Origin of the sequence: Bradyrhizobium barranii subsp. barranii, assembly GCF_017565645.3 — a bacterium.
GTDB lineage: Bacteria > Pseudomonadota > Alphaproteobacteria > Rhizobiales > Xanthobacteraceae > Bradyrhizobium > Bradyrhizobium barranii.
Genome location: NZ_CP086136.1, coordinates 5,098,285 through 5,114,019, shown reverse-complemented (window position 1 = coordinate 5,114,019; position 15,735 = coordinate 5,098,285). Strand labels below are relative to the sequence as shown.

Sequence of the window (15,735 nt, the reverse complement as noted above, 5' to 3'; positions counted from 1 at the left end):
CCACATGATGACCATGCCGGAAATTGAGCGTTGCCTACGACAGCTGCGCCTGTCGGGTGTCCGCGACACGCTGCAGACGCGCGTGCTCCAGGCGCAGGGCGCCAACCAGCCCTTCCTCGAGACCTTCTCCCTTATCCTGCAGGATGAACTGGACCGTCGTCAGTCCCGTCTTATCGAGCGGCGATACCAGCAATCCGGGCTCGACGAAAAGCTGACGCTCGCCGAGTTCGACTGGTCCTTCAATCCCAAACTGCCACGTCAGACCTGCTTCCAGCTCCACACCCTGGCGTTCATTGCCGCTGGCGAGAACGCTCTGCTTGTTGGCAAACCTGGCACCGGGAAGTCGCACATCGCCAAGGCGATTGCCTATCAGGCGATCCTGCAAAGCCACAAGGTCCAGTATCTTGAGACCGACGACTTCTTCCACCGCTACGCCCTGAACTCTCCGGCACAACGCGAGGTCCGGCTGCGAACCATCATCGACTGCGATCTCCTCGTGCTGGACGATCTATTCCTCGCACGCGCCATCCCCGACGACGCCGGCACTTTGCTGCAGACCCTGATCCATCAGCGTTACAAACTGCGCCGCAGCGTCATCGTCACCTCCAATCGCGTCGTGCAGGATTGGGGGGCATACCTTGGGGACAACACTATGAGCACGACGATCCTCGATCGCCTTATGCATCATTGCCATCTGCTTGAGTTCGACGGACGCAGCTATCGGCTCAAAGAAGCCGCTGAAGCTCTTGCCCGGGAAACAAACTCAAACTAACAGTCCCTTGTCCTGCCTCGCGGGTGGAGGAATTTGACTGACCACACCCGGAGGAATTTGAAGTGACCCGCGGGGCGCGAGCGCTCACCCCATCCTGCGAACTACGCTCTACGCCCGCCTCACCGTACCTCGCACACCGACACCGTGGCTGCGATCCCGGTCGGCTCGAGCTCTTCCGTCGCAAGCTCCTCGCTGCAGTACTCGCCGACCGAGACGTCCTTCATCCTGCGCTTGACCTGCTCGCACGTCTTGCGGACGTCTTCCGTGAAGAGCGCGCATTCCTCGATGCGCTTGAAGATCTTCCGCCCCTCGTCGCGATACCCCGCTGCCGTCTCGCGCATGAAGGCGATCGCATCATGGACCTGGGCTGTCAGCGCCTCGCATTTTCGCGCGGCATCGATCAGCTCGGCGCCCATGGCCTCGATCTCTTTCGCAGCGGACTCATAGTCACGAATGACCGCCTCTGCACTGAGCGCGCCCACGCGCGTGACCCCCTCGGTGTGCTCGACGTAATCGGGCAGCGCAATTGAAGCAATCGAGCTTCCCGTGCGCACCGATGCAATGTCCGCCTCGAGCTGGACCAAGTTTACTCCTTCACGTCTGCGCAATTGTTCGACACTTGCCATGATTGACCCTCCCAATACGCTCCCCGTACCCCAAACGGCGCTGAGTGTATTACGTGGATAAGCGACCTTCTAATCAGATATGTCGTTGACAGTCGCAGCTTTGCCATTTTTGTGCAGTTTCCGCCGCGGCACGCAGAGATGATGGATGTCATCAACGCTCAACCTCTCATAGTTGCGGTTCGAATTGCGGTGACGGTGCACCCAACTCTCAGAGGACAGGGACGAATCGTTGCAGTGATACCCCCACACGATCCATAGGATGGGTGGAGCGAGTCGATCCCCATCGACCCCGTCAGGTGATGGATTTCGCAAAGCCTCAACTCATCCACGCGCTCCCACCAGACCCATGCCACGAAAAAGCAAACGCCTCCTCCCCCGCCTTCGCAGCGTCCGGCGAGGCGCCCGGTGGATGCGAAAGAGGTTCGCGCGCGCACCGCGGATGGTTCGGATCGCAGGCAGCGTGGCGATCCTGCTTGCAGTCGCAGCGTTTGTGAACATCGTCTATCACGTCATCCGCAAGCCGACCGAGCTGTTCGTCCTTGTCGGCAACGCGCTCGACAAGGAGCCGGCCGAGAACTGGCGGCAATACGGGCCGCTGTTCCGAAGCTTTTCCACCGCGACGATCACGCCCGAATTGCTGGCGGCGCTGGCACAAGTCGAGAGTTCGGGCAATCCGGTGGCGCGCACCTACTGGCGCTGGCGATTGAGCCTCAATCCGCTCGCGATCTACCGGCCCGCCTCCAGCGCCGTCGGCCTCTACCAGATGACCGATCCGGCTTTCGCCGACGCCGCACGGTTCTGTGTCCGCGGCAACGCGGTCACGGAGACCGGCTGCGGGTTCAAGGGCCTCTACACCCGCGCGATCCCGAGCCACGCCATCGAGCTGGCATCGGTGTATCTGGATCGCAACGTGGCTGACGTTCTCGCCCGCGCGGGCGATGTGAAGGCAACCGCTCGCGAGAAGCAGGATCTGGCCGCCTTCATCCATCTCTGCGGCGCCGGTCCCGCCACAGCCTACGCGCGCCGCAAGTTTCAGATGATCGCCGACGAACGCTGCGGCGATCACTCGGTTGCAAGCTATGTCGCCAGGGTCAACGCGATGAAGCGGCAGTTCCTGCGACTATCGGCGGATGCCCCGTAGGGTGGGTTTGCCTGCGGCTGCGCGAAGCGCACCAGCCTAGACATTCATGGTCGCGAGGGCGCGCGCTTCAGCGGGCTGGCCGGCGCTTTGAGGCGCGTTGATATCCTTCCAACACTCATCGCTTTCCCAACGCGCGCTTATGCGAGGCTTGCCGCGAAGAAGGCGCAACCAGTGCCTTGCCAGCCACGAAGATCATGCGTTTTGGCAAAGGCTCAACCCGTCCCTATATGCGGGTGCTTTCCGCCGCGCGCTTGCGCCCTACCTGATCTTCGCCAGGCACTCCTTCAGCCGCTCCAGCTCCGAACGAACCTGCGCTTCCATCGCGTCCTGCAATGCGAGTATGCCTCTGCTGGACAATTCGGCGGAGGCCTTTCGGTCCAGATTCTGCTTCCAGTCCCGGATTGCTTGCTTCGTGGCCCTTTGGGCCTCCGACGTCGCCTTGAGGTACTCCTTCATGCAGGCGTCGGCCATTGAGCATGTCTGGCACTCCTGGGCGGCGGCCGGGCTTGAAAGAAGCAGGGCGAGTATCGCGGTAGGGACTCTCATGCTGATTCCTCCCGCCCAGGAGCATAGCACGTCTCGGGGATGCCTCGAGGAGCAGCGCGCAGGATGGGTGGAGCGCCTGCGAAACCCATCGTGCCGCGACAGCTATCGATGGGCTTCGCTTCTCGTCTATTCCGCTCCGCGTCCGTCGGCGGCCTTTACCACCAGTACGGCCACCGCCATCCCTCATAGCGGACCCATGACGACACATAGGGCGGGCCGTTCGGATCGACCCGGTCGTCTTCAGGGCGATAACGATATCGTGGAACAATGTAGTAATCCCACGGCGTCGGCCTGAGCACGGGCGCCGTGACGATAAGCCTCTGCTGTGGTTCGCGAACCACTTGGGCCTTCCGCGTCCGGGCCTCAGCGCCCGATATCCCGAGGTTGCACAGCACCAGGGCCGTTCCGAGCGCACACGCGGCGGTGATGATCTTCATGCGTTGGTCTCCTTCCTTGGAAGAGTGCAAAAGGACGCAAGGCAAGGCAAGCTAAATTCGCTCGCGCTACGTGCGCGCGCGGCGCAGAGCCTCCTCCAGCTTTTTCCTTTGCTTGTCCCACCGGCCCTGCTCGGCCTCGGCGCGTTCGTCGAGCACAGCCCGCTCGGCTTCGATCGCCTCCGCCTTCGCGGCGTGCTCCCGCCTCGCCGCGTCCAGCGCCGCGTGGGCTGCGGCAACCGCCTTGTCGCGGCGTGCGCGCTGCTTATCGCGCTCCTTGGCGAGGGCGGCCTCTTCCTTGCGTCGCTCGGCGTCTCGCCGCCGCTCTTCCTTCTCGAACGCCGCGGCGGCTTTGCGCGCGTCTTGATCGTCAATCTTGCGTGACTGTTTTGTTACGCCCTCGGCCGCACGCTGCTTCGACTTGGATTTGGACTCGGGCTGGGACTTGGGTTTGGGTTTTCGCTTGGCCTCACCGTCGGCGAGATCGGTCGGCAGCGCGGCGCTCTCGGTGAACGGGCCGCCGGAGCCGACCGGACGCCTGAGCACGACGCCGGGGCTCGCCATGGTCGCCGCGACGATGTCGGGGTCGTCGATCTCCTTCGCGGCACCCTGATGGAAGAGGTTGGAGCTGGCGCCCCAGGCCTCCAGCGCCGCCTTCATCGAGGGTGCGGCGACCGCCTGGTCGTAGAAGCCGAGCGAGGTCTGGTAGGTCTTCAGTTTTCTCGTCAGTTTTTTCGGCATGTCGCCCCGCGGCCCCGGCGACGCACCTCTCCGTCGCACCGGCGCCACCATGCCATAGTGCCCCTGTTTTGCCCGACGAGTCAAATTTTATTCGGGATCGCCGAAATCGATACGAGGCAAGCAACGACCGGGATTGCCGACGGAGCAGCACAATATTCGGTCCCGCAGACCCCTGAAATCACGCGAGTTTTCTACGGTGCATGGGGTTGTTTTCGACATTTTTGTTGGCCGCGCAGTTCCGCGACGTGTCTCCCTACGCCGCGTCGACGTCCTCAGGCGCCGGACCTGCCACGAGCCCGTCGAGACCGACCATCAGCAAATCGGCGATGTGCATCAGCTGGTAGAGCGGAATGTCCGCCTCGCCACTCTCGGCCAGCGCCAGGAAGGCGGGCGTGACGCCGATGCGCTCGGCGAGCTGGACTGCGGTGTAGCCGCGGGTCTCGCGTGCCGCTTAACACGCGCGCCGATCCCGAGCCGGTGCCGGGACTGCTCGTCCGCGGTCATCATGACGGCCTGTTCGTCCGGGCTCGCATAACCGTCGGCGAACGCGCTGCCGATCAGTCTGCCCTTGCGCCAGGCGACGCGGCAGTCCTTGCGCAGTCCGCTGCTGAAGACCAGCGTGAACTGCTCGGCGACCCATAGCGACGAGTTGAGCTGCAGGCGGGCGCCGGTGCCGGAGACATCGCGGATCGTGCAGGGCACGCTGATGAGGCTGCCGGTGCCGTTGTCGAACTCGACAATCCCGGTTCGCAACGTCTGATGTCTGGCAGCGGCACGATGCTCGCTCATGACCTGGACTCCCAAAGCTTGCGGCAGCGTCGAACGGCGTAGCCGACGTATCCGTATGATCAGGACATGGATACCGTGGAATTTTTCCCGAACCCCTAAGGCTCCGGCACTTCAACCGGGACCGCACGCCATGGTAAAGGATTTGCTCCCAATCCATCTTTTCCGGCGGAATGCGTGCGGCGCGCCCGTGAGAGCGTTTTCGAGCGAAGTGGATACCGGTTTTCGCAAAGAAAACGCGCCAAAACAAAAACCTGGAGCAAAGGCTCCAGGGGGTGACGAGGCAAGCAATGACCGAACCGATGAAATGCCCGAACTGCCAGTCGGAGCACGCCTATCAGGACCGCGATCTCTGGGTCTGTCCGGAATGCGCCCATGAATGGCGCGCTGGGGGCGATGCGGCCACTCCGGTCGCGCAGGAGGCCGGCGTGCGCGATGCGCATGGCAATGCGCTCGCCGATGGCGACAGCGTCATCGTGATGAAGGACCTCAAGGTCAAGGGGTCATCGTCGGTCGTCGAGCTATGGCTGATTTTGGGTGACGCGGCCTGATCAGGCGGCGTGGCTTTCAGTGTTCGGAATGACTTCGATTCCGTCGATGAACTTTACACCGGCGATGACTTTCGGCAACTGGTTCGTGCTCTTCAATCGCCGCCAGGTCTTCGATGCGGCGTCGATGAGCTTGAACACCATCAGCTTCGCAGTTTGTTGCGACAGCGATCCCTTGGTCCGCACCGTTCGGTGGCGCACCGTGGCGAAGACGCTCTCGATCGGGTTCGAGCTGCGTAGGTGGATCCAGTGCTCAGCAGGGAAGTCGAAGAAGGCGAGCAGCGCATGGCGATCCTTGATCAGGCACTCCACCGCACGTCCGTATTTGACGTGGTATTTCTCGACGAAGACGTCGATCGCGGTTTCAGCTTCGGCCCGGTGTGGGGCCAGATAGATGTTCCGCAGGTCGTTCTTCATGGGGCCCTGCACGGATTTGGCGACCTTGTCGAGTACGTTGCTCACTTTATGGCACCAGCATCGTTGGTGCCGCGTGCCGGGAAAGGCCTCGTCCAGTGCCTTCCAGAAGCCGAGGGCGCCGTCGCCGATGGCGAGTTGCGGGGCAATCCGTAACCCGCGTTGCCGCAGGTCGATCAGGAGTTCGCGCCAGCTCTGCGCGCTCTCGCGCACGCCGACCTGGAAGCCGATCAGCTCCTTCTTGCCTTCCGGCGTGGTGCCAATCAGCACCAGCATGCATTCGCTGTGATCTTCCATGCGGGCCTGCAGGTACACGCCATCGGCCCAGATGTAGACATAGCGACGCGCCGACAGATCGCGTCTCTGCCAGCGTTCGTACTCGACCTGCCAATCGGCCTTCAGGCCGGCGATCACCGAAGGCGACAGGTTCGGCGCATCCTTGCCGAGCAGCGCCGAGAGCGCCTCCTGGAAGTCGCCGGTCGAGATGCCGCGCAAATAGAGGACCGGGATCAAGGCATCCAGGCTCTTCGTCCGCCGCGCCCATAGCGGCAGGATTGCCGAACTGAAGCGGAGGCGGTCGCCTGGCCCGCTCGCTCCGCGGTCGCGGACCTTGGGACGAGCGACCTCCACCGGACCGATGCCGGTCGCAATCTCGCGCACCGGACCGTGCCCATGTCGGACCAGGCGCGCTCGACCGTCGGGCAGCGTCAGATTGGCCTTGCTGGCCAGAAACGCGCCAACCTCGATCTCGATCGCCCTGGCAAGCAGGTCCCGCGCGCCGGCTCGAACGATATCGGTCAGTGGATCATCAACCGCGGACGGCTGACGGAAAGCAAGAACATTGGTAGTCTCGGTCATGGCGTATCGCTCTCCTCGAGAGGTTCTGGCAGGCTCGTCACCCGCCTCGATACGCCGCCTTCCTCACACCGTCATCACCCAGATTCCGCCATAGCTCTCGGTCGTCAAGGGCCGCACCAAGGTCAGGAACATCCGCCTCCAGGACGCCACCGACGGCCACAACATCGCCTGCAAGATCGACGGCATCGGCGCGATGAATTTGAAATCGGAGTTCGTGAAGAAGGCCTGAGCCGCCCGCGTCCGCTCGAGCTATTCCTCCAGCAGCGCGTCATACCCTTTCGCGCTGAATGCCAGCAGACAAAACCCGTGCCCGAACGGATCGGCCAGCATCGCGATCCGGCCATAGGACGCATCGCGCGCGGGCGCCTCGAGGATCGCACCGGCGGCAAGTGCGCGCGCGACGGCGGCATCGACATCGTCGACGACGACGTCGATATGCAGCGGCGTCCAGTGCCGCTCGTAGCGCCGGCGGTCGCTGCCCGCGCCCGGTGTGCCGGCCTGCTTGGTCAGAAGATACACCGGCGCCGGCCAGCCCAGCAGCTCGACGAAGTCGGTGCCGAAGCGGCGGCCGACCGTGAGGCCGAAGGCGGCGGTGTAGAAGGTGGTCGCTTGCGCTGCGTCGGGAACGTCGATGTTGAGCAGGATGGTCATGACGGGCAGCGTAACCCGGACGGAGCGGACGCATAATCCGGAATGTTGCCGCACCTCCGGTCGCGCTATGCGATCACCGCTGCCGCTGCGCCAGATAAAACCCGCACAGCACCGTGACCAGGCCCGCCACCTGCAACATCGTCGGCGGCTCGCCGAGCAGCAGCCAGCCGACCAGGAGCGTCAGCGCCGGCACGCAGGCCGGGATCACGGCGGCGCGGGCGACGCCGAGGCGCTGGACCGAGACGGCGAACAGATAAAGCGCGGCGGGGCCGGCGAGCACGCCCTGCGCCAGCGCCTGAATCGCATTCTCGGTCACGCCGATCGCCGCGACATGGGCGAGACCGACGGTGGCGAGATAGATCGGCAACAGCAGCAGCGACAGCACGTTGATGACGAGCGCGGCCGACACGGCGGAGACGCGCCAGTGCCGCAGCAGCGCGCCAAAACCGGCGAACATGAATCCGGTGAGCACGAAGGTCAGATCGCCGAGCACACCATCGGACCCGATATGGCCGATCGATTCCGCGCCGATCACGCAGAGGCCGCCGACGATGACCAGGGCGCCGGCAAGGCGCGAAGCGGAGATGTGCTCCTTCAGCACGACTGCCGCGAGCAGGAGGCCGCCGAGCGTCGCGCAGGAGGGCTGGATCACGCTGCCGTGGCCGAGCGGCACGAACAGGAATCCGGTGTAGGAGATCAGCGACATCACGGGACCGCCGAGCACCATCAGCACAAGGCCCCTGCCCCAGCCGATGCCGCAGAGATCACCGATGCCGGCGCGCGCGACCAGCGGCAGGAACGCGATGCCCGACCAGACATAGCGATGCACGAGCAGATCGACCGGGGTGAAACCGACCTTGAGGCCGTGCCGCGTGCCGGCAAAGCCCAGCGCCCAGAACAGCGCAGCCGACAGGCCGCAGACGACGCCGAGCAACGCCGGCGCCGCATCGTTCTTCTGAATGAGAGCGTCAGCGCCGCTCGTTCGCTGATCCATGGGGAAGCCTTATGTCAGCGCGTGAGCCGCCTCAACCCACGCCGTTGCAGGTCTGGCACGCAGCGTAGCCCAACCATCATGCCTCCTCGCCGAACACCATCCGCCATCCCTTGCGCGTGTCCATGTATTCCCGGACCTCGCGAATGTGGTCCCCGGCCACCGTGAACACGAAGCAATAGTCGTTCTCGTAGGGCTTGCCGCCAGGGAGCGTGGCACGCATCCGCTCTTCCACGATCACGACATCGCCGTCGGCGTAGACGCCGCGAACGGCGATATCGACCGCGGAAAACATCCTGTGCATCTCCTGCGCGATGAAACGCGCAATCGCTTGCGCGCCCACCATGTGATCGGTGTGATCGAGCGCGACGGCGGTGGCGTTGCCCTTCGGCGCGATCCATTCGGCATCGTCGGTGAACAGTGCGGCGATGCGGCCGGCATCGCGCGACGAAAAGGTCTTCCAGGCGTTGAGGACGATGTCTTTCGGGCTGGTCACGGCGCGCTCCAGAACTGGCATTGAGGGGGCTTGCATCGAGGGCCGCCTTCTAGGCCGCCATGCGCGTTGCGGCTCGCCACAATCGGACTCGGTCATCCCGCGGCCCTTCCGCCCGCGCGGGCATGCGCTATCATCCGGCCATGCTGAGTTTTGACGACTGCAACGCCGCGCGCCTGCGCAGGGATCCCCGCTATGACGGCCGCTTCTTCACGGCGGTGAAGACCACGGGCATCTATTGCCGCCCGGTCTGTCCGGCCAAGCAGCCGCTGACGCGCAACGTCGTCTATTACCCGACGGCGGCCGCGGCCGAAGCCTCTGGCTTCCGGCCCTGCCTGCGCTGCCGTCCCGAAACCGCACCGTTCTGCCCGGCCTGGAACGGCACGCGTTCGACGGTCGCGCGCGCGGTGAAGCTGATCAACGAGGGCGCGCTCGATGAAGATTCGGTGGTGACGCTCGCGATGCGGCTCGGCATCTCCTCGCGTCACCTGGCGCGCTTGTTCGAGCGGCATGTCGGCGCGACGCCGCAGCAGCTTGCCAAGACGCTGCGCGTCCAGCGCGCAAAACGCCTGCTCGATGGCGGCGAACGCACCATGACCGACATCGCGTTTCAGGCCGGCTTCGGCAGCCTGCGGAGATTCAACGCCGCGTTCGCCGAGCTCTATGGAAGATCGCCGTCCAGTCTGCGCTCATCGAGAGCATGCGTAGCCCGAATCGAGCTGCGCAAGTTCGCTCAGAAAAATCCGGGGCTGAGATCGAGCCCATAGGTCAGGCTCAGCACGAACACGAACAGCGCGGCGGCTGCGAACAATGCAATATGTCTGAGAATGAACGCGCGCGGCGAGGTGGTGGCAATAACTGCTTTTTGCGCAACGGGCATGACGGCTCCATTATGAAAACGGTTTTTGGCCGCCACTAAGCGGCGCCCGCATCAGGCGCCGCGATCTGCAAAGTAACTATTAAAGAGATCACACGCGTCTTGAACGGCCGTCCACAATCGGCGCGCGACGGCGGTTTTTCTTGCCGCAACTTTCTCAACCCGCGCACGGCCGCGCCAGAACGTGGCTCGCGTCTCAAAAAAATGACCGCGCTCCTGAAAGGGAACGCGGTCCATGCAGGCTCGGGAGGAGACGAGCCTGTTTCATGTCTTCAAGCGATTGAGATCAGCGGGCCGTACCCGTCGTGACATCCTCGGTCTTGACCTTGCGCGGCGTCAGCACGCCGGCCTGGTGGACCGAAGCGACCGTGGTCGGCACGGTTGCCTGCTGCTCGACATGCGCTGCACCAATCACGCGCACCTGCAGGGGGGAGACCGGAAAACCGTTGGCCTCATAGGTCGGCAGCTCGGCGGCGAAGGCCGCAGTGCTGCCCGCGATCGTCAGGATGGCGGCGGCGATCGACAGAGTCTTCTTGTTCATTGGTGATGCTCCTGAGTGGAAGGTTCGGAGCACATTTAAGCGCGTTTTGCTGCATTGCGACATGCTCTGTTGCATTGCAACAACGCGCGCGCTGCATGGCAATATGTTTAATGCGCACAAGCGCTTGGTCGAAGCCCCGCCGGACGCGACATGACGCTTTTATGGGCGGCGGTCAGGCACCGAGCACATGCCCCCCCCGTCCACGCGGCTTATTTCAACGCCGTCGCCAGCGATTGCAGCTTTGCGACGAGATTGGTGCCGAGCGCATAGATGATCTCGATGATCGCCAGCGCGATACCGGCTGCAATCAGACCGTACTCGATCGCGGTCGCGCCGGATTCATCGGCGGCAAATTCGATCAACAGGCATTTCAATTTCACAACTCGCATCCTTCCAACTCTACCGCACGTTGCCGGCACAGGAGAGATACCAAGTCGCAATCCAAGATTGAGTAAATTCAATCCCTTCAATTTGATGACAATGAATGGCTGCTGCTTTTCAGCCACTTGCCGCCCTAAACCGCAGGGAACTCGCGTTGCACCTCGGCAACACCCGCCCGAAAAGCCCCATTTCGCCTATTTGCGCCATTGCGCCGCCACACCATCCCCCGAACAATTGACGCGTCGCGTGCCTGGCTGTGCAAGATTGGTTCGAACAGAACCGTTTGGAGGCAGGGATCATGAATGATCGGCAGTCTCTTCTGGTGGCGGTCTCGTGCCCCTCGGCCGTTCTCGCCGGCTGGCTGGCGCTCTCCCTGTCCGCCTACGCTCCGGCCCTCATCGAGAAAAGCAGCGCCAATGCTTCCGCCGTGTCGCGCGCGAAAGATCTTGGCCGGCTCGAGCTCGCCGACGTCCCGCATGCTGCGGCCATCGAGGATGGCGTCGCCCTGACCGCCGATATCGCGGCCGCTGTCGCTGCGACACCGAATCCGGATCCGGCCCCCGAGGCCGCAACAGCCGAGATGCCCGCCGCCGTCATCAAGCTCGCCTCGGCCGATTCGGCGCTGATCTTGCCGGCGGAAGCGCCGCCGGCGCTACAGATTTCGCCTGAACCCGCGCCCGTCCTCAGCGAGGCTGCACCAGCAGAAGCCGCACCGGCGCCGGAGCCCGTGATCAAACTCGCATCCGCCGATCCCACCGAGATCGTGACGACAGATGAGCTGTCGCCCGCGGCGATCGCGACCGGCCCAGCGCCTGCCGCGAGCAAGCCGTCGCCGCCGGCCGACACCGTCGCCGTGCTCGATGAGTGCTTTGTCATGGACGCCTGCATCGACCGCTACCTCTGGGCGCTCTACCAGCGCACGGCCAAGGAGGACTCGATCAAGGTCGAGGACCGCCGCGCCGTTACCGTCAAGCGTAGGGGCAAGATGGTCACGGTGATGCGCAGCTTCACAAAGCTGGTCGATCAGGATTTTGGCTGGAAGGATCCGAAAGCGGCCGAGCGCGCCAGCATGCCGATGATGGATTACGTCATCGGCGGCATGGACAAGAGCTTCAAGCGAAAGCTGTTTCGCATGCTGCTCGCAGCCGAGGCCGCCGGCCTGTCGCCGGGCATCACCAGCGCGTTCCGCGACGACTACCGCCAGTCGATCGCGAGCGGCCTGAAGGCCGCCTCCGACCGCTCCTATCATGGCGGCAGCACGCGCGGTGGCTACGGCCACGGCATGGCGGCCGACATCGTCAGCACCCAGGGCAACAACCGCGCGCAGCGCTGGGTCTCGACCGAAATCCTGTGGAAGTGGGTTGACGCCAACGGCAAGGCATTCGGCATTGGCCGGCCCTATCTCGGCCGCGATCCGCCGCATGTCGGCCCGGTCGACGGCCAGGAATACATCTCGAAGCGTGGCACGGGAGACCGCAAGGAAGCGACCAACGTGAGGTCCAAGAAGGTGATGCGGGCCGCGGCCCACGCAAAGCTGCGAAAGACACACGCCGCACGCGAGCAGAAGAGTTTGGCCAAGCCGCAGAAGTCGGCGCAATCGGCCGGCAAGCGCGCGACCTGACCCTGTTACGGCTTCCGCCCGGGGATCGGCAGCGGTACGAGGCGAATCTCGGCGGTGCCTGCGTCTTGCGTGCGCACCAGCACCGCAAAGATGGTTTCGACCGCGAGCCGTACGGCCGCCTGCATCGCCTTGCCCTTGGCCAGATGCGCCGCAATCAGGCCGGTAAGGAGATCGCCGGTGCCTGAGGGGCGGATCGGCAACCGCGGCGTCGCAAAGCGCGACAGCTGGCCGTCGGCGCACAGGATCGTCTCCACCTGCCCTTCTGCCGTGTCAGCGAGCGTGCAGCCGGTAGCGACGACATCGATGCGACGTTGCCCCGCCAGCGCCGCGCAGGCCGTGCGCAGGCTCTGCGTGTCCGCGATCGTGACGCCCGACAGCAGCTCGAGCTCGAACTGGTTCGGCGTGGTCAGGTTGGCGGCCGGCAGCAGCCGGTGCTGCACCACGTCCAGAATGCCGTCGGCAACATAGACGCGGCCGTCATCGCCGATCACGGGATCGCAGAGATAGACCAGCTTCGAATTCCGCGTCAGCGCCCGCTCGACGAAGTCGGCGATCACAGCCGCGTTGCCCGGCGAGCCGAGATAGCCGGTGACCAGCACCGCGGCCTCGTCGACGAGGTCGCGCTCCTCGACGCCTTTCAGGAGATCGGCGACGAGCTCGGTCTCCAGCACCCGCCCGCGCAACGTCGGATAACGCGGATGGTTCGACAGCAGCGTCGTCGGCACCGCCGCGACGTTCACGCCCTCCGCTTGCATGGCATAGGCGGCCGCGCTGTTGCCGACATGGCCGTGGACCACCTGGCTTTGAATGGAGATGACGAGCATTGAGAGGTCCGTAAGATCAAATGCTGAGCGAAGCAAGCATAGCAGGAACGGCTGGCGTAGCCCGGATGGAGCGAAGCGCAATCCGGGGTTCTCAGATCGCGGCATGAATCCCGGATTACGCTGCGCTCCATCCGGGCTACAAGTTTAGAGCATCTCATACCCCAGCCCCGGCCGCAGCGCCCGCATCTTCCGCGCCAGCCGCCGGTGCCCCGTCTCCTCCGACCGCGCCAGCCGGTCGGCGATCGCGACATGGTCCGCATCGCTCTTGTGCTGATTGAGCTTGGCCTGCCCCTCGACGGTGTCGACCACGAGATCGACGACCCGGATCGCAGCCAGCATGCTCTCGCGCTTGCCCGGCTCCATCTGCGCGAGATCCCAGGGCTGCTTCGGCAACCGCGCCTCGGACACCGCAAGCAGCGCATCGCCATGCCCGCGGTTCTCGTCCAGTTCGCGCAGATGCGCCACGCCCGACAGGTGCACGGCCTCGTAGAGCCAGGTCGAGACATTGTCGCGCGAAGAGTACCAGTCGTTGGAGATGTAGGCGTCGTCGCCGGCAACGATCAGCAGGAAGCGCCGCGTGCCGTCCGCAAGCGCAACGAGCGGATTCTTGGCGGTGAAATGGATCTGCACGATCACCTGCCCGTCGCGCTCGCCCAGCACGAACGGCACGTGCGAGGCCCGCGGACCGTACTCGTCCGCCGCGACGATCATGCCGAAGCCGCGTTGCCCGGCAAATTCCAGCGCACGCTGCTCCTCGATGCGAAACTGGGGGCGAAGCACATGCATGGCACGGGTCTCAATGGCTCGAATAGGGAACGGCGAGCGAAGGCTAACCCACGAGCCGGCAAGATCTGAAGAACAATCGGCCCGCAAACGCCGATGTCGGCAATGCCTCAGCGCCGCGCCAGCGTCGCAAGATAGGCGCAGAACATGTCGGCCATGGCATCGGCATAGGCTGCGATCGCCGTCTCGCTCCGCGTCTCTTCCGAAAAACTCTTGCCGACCTCGCTCAGCGTTGCCGTGATCAGCTCGCCGGCAAGGATACGCGTCGCATCCGAGGCTTTCGGCAGCGCCTCCCGCATGAACGCGGCGACGATCCCCTCGCCGGCTGCCCGGGCGTCCTGCGCCTCGGGCGCGTCGCGATACAGCGGTGCAGCGTCACTGAGTGCGACGCGGATCGCGGCCTCCTCGCACTCGGAACGAATGAAGGCGTGGACCAGCGCGCGCAGCCGCGCCGGTGGCGGCTTCGCCGCATCCGCGAGGATCCCGCGCAACAGCTCGCTCGTGCGCCGCCACTCGTCGCTCTGGAGGCGGAACAGGATCGCCGCCTTGTTCGGAAAATATTGGTAGAGCGATCCGACGCTCACACCGGCCCGCTCCGCCACCCGCGCCGTAGTGAAACGCTGCGCTCCCTCCTTGGCCAGGACCTGAACAGCGGCATCCAGAATCGCGGCCACCAGCCCGCTCGATCGGGCCTGTTGCGGCTGTTTTCGTGAGGAAATTGAAAGGCTTCGGCGGTCGGCCATGGCGTGCTCGGGCAATGCGAATAGGAAATGCGACGAATTAGTCGTATTTCAATCCCTGCGCAAGCACGCGCTTCTTCGCGAACTCCGGAGACATCAAATGACCACCCCGACCATCACAACGCTTGCGCCGCTGCTGGATCGCCTGTTTGACGAGGCCGAAGCAGCCAGGGGCGCAACACACGCCGCCGTCGCCGATTTGTCCGACGCAGACCGGGCGCGGATGATGCGGAGCAAGACCGATTACCGCGACCTCTACGGACGCTTGAAGGACGCACCGCTGGCGGTCTCTCGCGAGACGGGTCACCTGCTCTACATGCTGGCGCGCAGTTCGCGCGCCAAGGCGATCGTCGAGTTCGGCACCTCGTTCGGCATCTCGACCCTGCACCTTGCCGCAGGCTTGCGCGACAATGGCGGCGGCCGTCTCATCACCAGCGAGTTCGAGCCGTCCAAGGCGGCACGGGCACGGGACAATCTTTCGGCTGGTGGGCTGATCGATCTCGTCGAAATCCGCGAGGGCGATGCGCTGAAGACGCTCGGCGCCGATCTGCCCGACACGATCGACCTCGTGCTGCTCGACGGCGCCAAGGCGCTCTACCCGGAGATCCTGGATCTGGTCGAAGGCCATCTCAAGCCGGGCGCGATCATCGTCGCCGACAATGCCGACGACAGCCCCGACTATCTCGCGCGCGTACGCAGGCCCGCAAGCGGCTACATGTCCACGCCCTTCGCCGAAGACGTCGAGCTCTCCGTGCGGATCAGCTGACGTTGCATAAAATCGACACTCTGAGCCGTCGTGCGATCTGTCGCGCGGCGGCTTCGTCTTTTCGGCGAAACAGCCAAAACTCCGGCAAACCGCCGCCAACAGGCTCCGGCCTGTCGCAGGCTCGTCACTCACACGTGATACCTCCACCCGCCAAAAGCCATGTTCCGCGTGCTAAACATACCTACCGCGCGGTATCTTTCG

Annotated in this window: 19 protein-coding genes and 3 pseudogenes; 7 read left to right on the top strand and 15 right to left on the bottom strand. The window is 64.3% G+C overall.

Annotated elements, in window-relative coordinates:
• Positions 1 to 4: 4 nt before the first annotated feature.
• On the top strand, positions 5 to 772 hold the full coding sequence (gene istB / locus J4G43_RS24460) for an IS21-like element IS1631 family helper ATPase IstB (RefSeq protein WP_038952109.1): 768 nt from the start codon (positions 5 to 7) through the stop codon (positions 770 to 772).
• A 119-nt stretch (positions 773 to 891) separates the two neighbouring features.
• Here the strand turns inward: istB and J4G43_RS24455 are convergent, their stop codons facing one another.
• On the bottom strand, positions 892 to 1,356 hold the full coding sequence (locus J4G43_RS24455) for a hypothetical protein (RefSeq protein WP_408581439.1): 465 nt from the start codon (positions 1,354 to 1,356) through the stop codon (positions 892 to 894).
• 388 nt (positions 1,357 to 1,744) lie between these two features.
• Here J4G43_RS24455 and J4G43_RS24450 point away from each other — a divergent pair, with 388 nt between their 5' ends.
• Positions 1,745 to 2,539: a transglycosylase SLT domain-containing protein gene (locus tag J4G43_RS24450; RefSeq protein WP_208086572.1), complete on the top strand. Its 795-nt coding sequence runs from the start codon at positions 1,745 to 1,747 to the stop codon at positions 2,537 to 2,539.
• Positions 2,540 to 2,797: 258 nt separating this feature from the next.
• On the opposite strand, the gene J4G43_RS24445 is transcribed toward J4G43_RS24450, so the two are convergent.
• The 4 genes and pseudogenes from J4G43_RS24445 to J4G43_RS24430 all read right to left on the bottom strand — a co-directional run bounded on the left by J4G43_RS24445 (position 2,798) and on the right by J4G43_RS24430 (position 5,049).
• Complete coding sequence (locus J4G43_RS24445; protein ID WP_208086571.1) at positions 2,798 to 3,085, bottom strand: hypothetical protein; 288 nt, start codon at positions 3,083 to 3,085, stop codon at positions 2,798 to 2,800.
• Positions 3,086 to 3,240: 155 nt separating this feature from the next.
• Positions 3,241 to 3,522: a hypothetical protein gene (locus J4G43_RS24440; protein ID WP_071914421.1), complete on the bottom strand. Its 282-nt coding sequence runs from the start codon at positions 3,520 to 3,522 to the stop codon at positions 3,241 to 3,243.
• A 66-nt stretch (positions 3,523 to 3,588) separates the two neighbouring features.
• Positions 3,589 to 4,260, bottom strand: a complete 672-nt coding sequence (locus J4G43_RS24435; RefSeq protein ID WP_208086570.1) for a cell envelope biogenesis protein TolA — start codon at positions 4,258 to 4,260, stop codon at positions 3,589 to 3,591.
• A 253-nt stretch (positions 4,261 to 4,513) separates the two neighbouring features.
• Positions 4,514 to 5,049 (bottom strand): annotated as a pseudogene (locus tag J4G43_RS24430) (helix-turn-helix domain-containing protein).
• Positions 5,050 to 5,336: 287 nt separating this feature from the next.
• Between J4G43_RS24430 and J4G43_RS24425 the strand changes: the two are divergent.
• Positions 5,337 to 5,567 (top strand): annotated as a pseudogene (locus J4G43_RS24425) (alkylphosphonate utilization protein); the annotation flags it as partial.
• Between the two features lie 30 nt (positions 5,568 to 5,597).
• On the opposite strand, the gene J4G43_RS24420 reads toward J4G43_RS24425, so the two are convergent.
• Positions 5,598 to 6,866, bottom strand: a complete 1,269-nt coding sequence (locus tag J4G43_RS24420) for an IS256 family transposase (RefSeq protein WP_208083632.1) — start codon at positions 6,864 to 6,866, stop codon at positions 5,598 to 5,600.
• Positions 6,867 to 6,963: 97 nt separating this feature from the next.
• On the opposite strand from J4G43_RS24420, the pseudogene J4G43_RS24415 reads away from it, so the two are divergent.
• Positions 6,964 to 7,095: pseudogene (locus tag J4G43_RS24415) on the top strand (PhnA domain-containing protein); the annotation flags it as partial.
• 20 nt (positions 7,096 to 7,115) lie between these two features.
• Here J4G43_RS24415 and J4G43_RS24410 read toward each other — a convergent pair.
• The 3 genes from J4G43_RS24410 to J4G43_RS24400 form a co-directional block, all read right to left on the bottom strand.
• A complete protein-coding gene (locus J4G43_RS24410) occupies positions 7,116 to 7,517 on the bottom strand; it encodes a VOC family protein (RefSeq protein WP_208086569.1) in 402 nt (133 codons plus the stop codon).
• 73 nt (positions 7,518 to 7,590) lie between these two features.
• Complete coding sequence (locus tag J4G43_RS24405) at positions 7,591 to 8,511, bottom strand: DMT family transporter (protein WP_208086568.1); 921 nt, start codon at positions 8,509 to 8,511, stop codon at positions 7,591 to 7,593.
• A 76-nt stretch (positions 8,512 to 8,587) separates the two neighbouring features.
• The gene (locus J4G43_RS24400; protein ID WP_225005067.1) at positions 8,588 to 9,004 is read right to left on the bottom strand and encodes a nuclear transport factor 2 family protein; all 417 of its coding nucleotides are present in this window, start codon (positions 9,002 to 9,004) and stop codon (positions 8,588 to 8,590) included.
• A gap of 122 nt (positions 9,005 to 9,126) precedes the next feature.
• On the opposite strand from J4G43_RS24400, the gene J4G43_RS24395 reads away from it, so the two are divergent.
• Entirely contained in the window at positions 9,127 to 9,768 is a 642-nt protein-coding gene (locus J4G43_RS24395; protein ID WP_225005065.1) for a bifunctional transcriptional activator/DNA repair enzyme AdaA, read from the top strand.
• Here the strand turns inward: J4G43_RS24395 and J4G43_RS24390 are convergent.
• The 3 genes from J4G43_RS24390 to J4G43_RS24380 all read right to left on the bottom strand — a co-directional run bounded on the left by J4G43_RS24390 (position 9,735) and on the right by J4G43_RS24380 (position 10,793).
• Positions 9,735 to 9,881, bottom strand: a complete 147-nt coding sequence (locus J4G43_RS24390; RefSeq protein WP_166096368.1) for a hypothetical protein — start codon at positions 9,879 to 9,881, stop codon at positions 9,735 to 9,737. The genes J4G43_RS24395 and J4G43_RS24390 overlap by 34 nt on opposite strands.
• Before the next feature lie 283 nt (positions 9,882 to 10,164).
• On the bottom strand, positions 10,165 to 10,419 hold the full coding sequence (locus J4G43_RS24385) for a hypothetical protein (RefSeq protein WP_208086566.1): 255 nt from the start codon (positions 10,417 to 10,419) through the stop codon (positions 10,165 to 10,167).
• A gap of 209 nt (positions 10,420 to 10,628) precedes the next feature.
• Complete coding sequence (locus J4G43_RS24380; protein WP_166105775.1) at positions 10,629 to 10,793, bottom strand: Flp family type IVb pilin; 165 nt, start codon at positions 10,791 to 10,793, stop codon at positions 10,629 to 10,631.
• Positions 10,794 to 11,098: 305 nt separating this feature from the next.
• Between J4G43_RS24380 and J4G43_RS24375 the strand changes: the two genes are divergently transcribed.
• Complete coding sequence (locus tag J4G43_RS24375; protein WP_208086565.1) at positions 11,099 to 12,421, top strand: hypothetical protein; 1,323 nt, start codon at positions 11,099 to 11,101, stop codon at positions 12,419 to 12,421.
• 5 nt (positions 12,422 to 12,426) lie between these two features.
• Here J4G43_RS24375 and pdxY read toward each other — a convergent pair whose 3' ends face one another.
• From pdxY to J4G43_RS24360, 3 genes are all read right to left on the bottom strand, one after another.
• Positions 12,427 to 13,245, bottom strand: a complete 819-nt coding sequence (pdxY, locus tag J4G43_RS24370; RefSeq protein WP_208086564.1) for a pyridoxal kinase — start codon at positions 13,243 to 13,245, stop codon at positions 12,427 to 12,429.
• A 144-nt stretch (positions 13,246 to 13,389) separates the two neighbouring features.
• Positions 13,390 to 14,031 carry an FMN-binding negative transcriptional regulator gene (locus J4G43_RS24365; RefSeq protein ID WP_208086563.1) on the bottom strand — a complete coding sequence of 214 codons (642 nt, stop codon included), beginning with the start codon at positions 14,029 to 14,031 and terminating at the stop codon, positions 13,390 to 13,392.
• A gap of 107 nt (positions 14,032 to 14,138) precedes the next feature.
• The gene (locus J4G43_RS24360; protein WP_208086562.1) at positions 14,139 to 14,771 is read right to left on the bottom strand and encodes a TetR/AcrR family transcriptional regulator; all 633 of its coding nucleotides are present in this window, start codon (positions 14,769 to 14,771) and stop codon (positions 14,139 to 14,141) included.
• 97 nt (positions 14,772 to 14,868) lie between these two features.
• On the opposite strand from J4G43_RS24360, the gene J4G43_RS24355 reads away from it, so the two are divergent.
• Entirely contained in the window at positions 14,869 to 15,534 is a 666-nt protein-coding gene (locus tag J4G43_RS24355; protein ID WP_208086561.1) for an O-methyltransferase, read from the top strand.
• Positions 15,535 to 15,735: the final 201 nt, after the last annotated feature.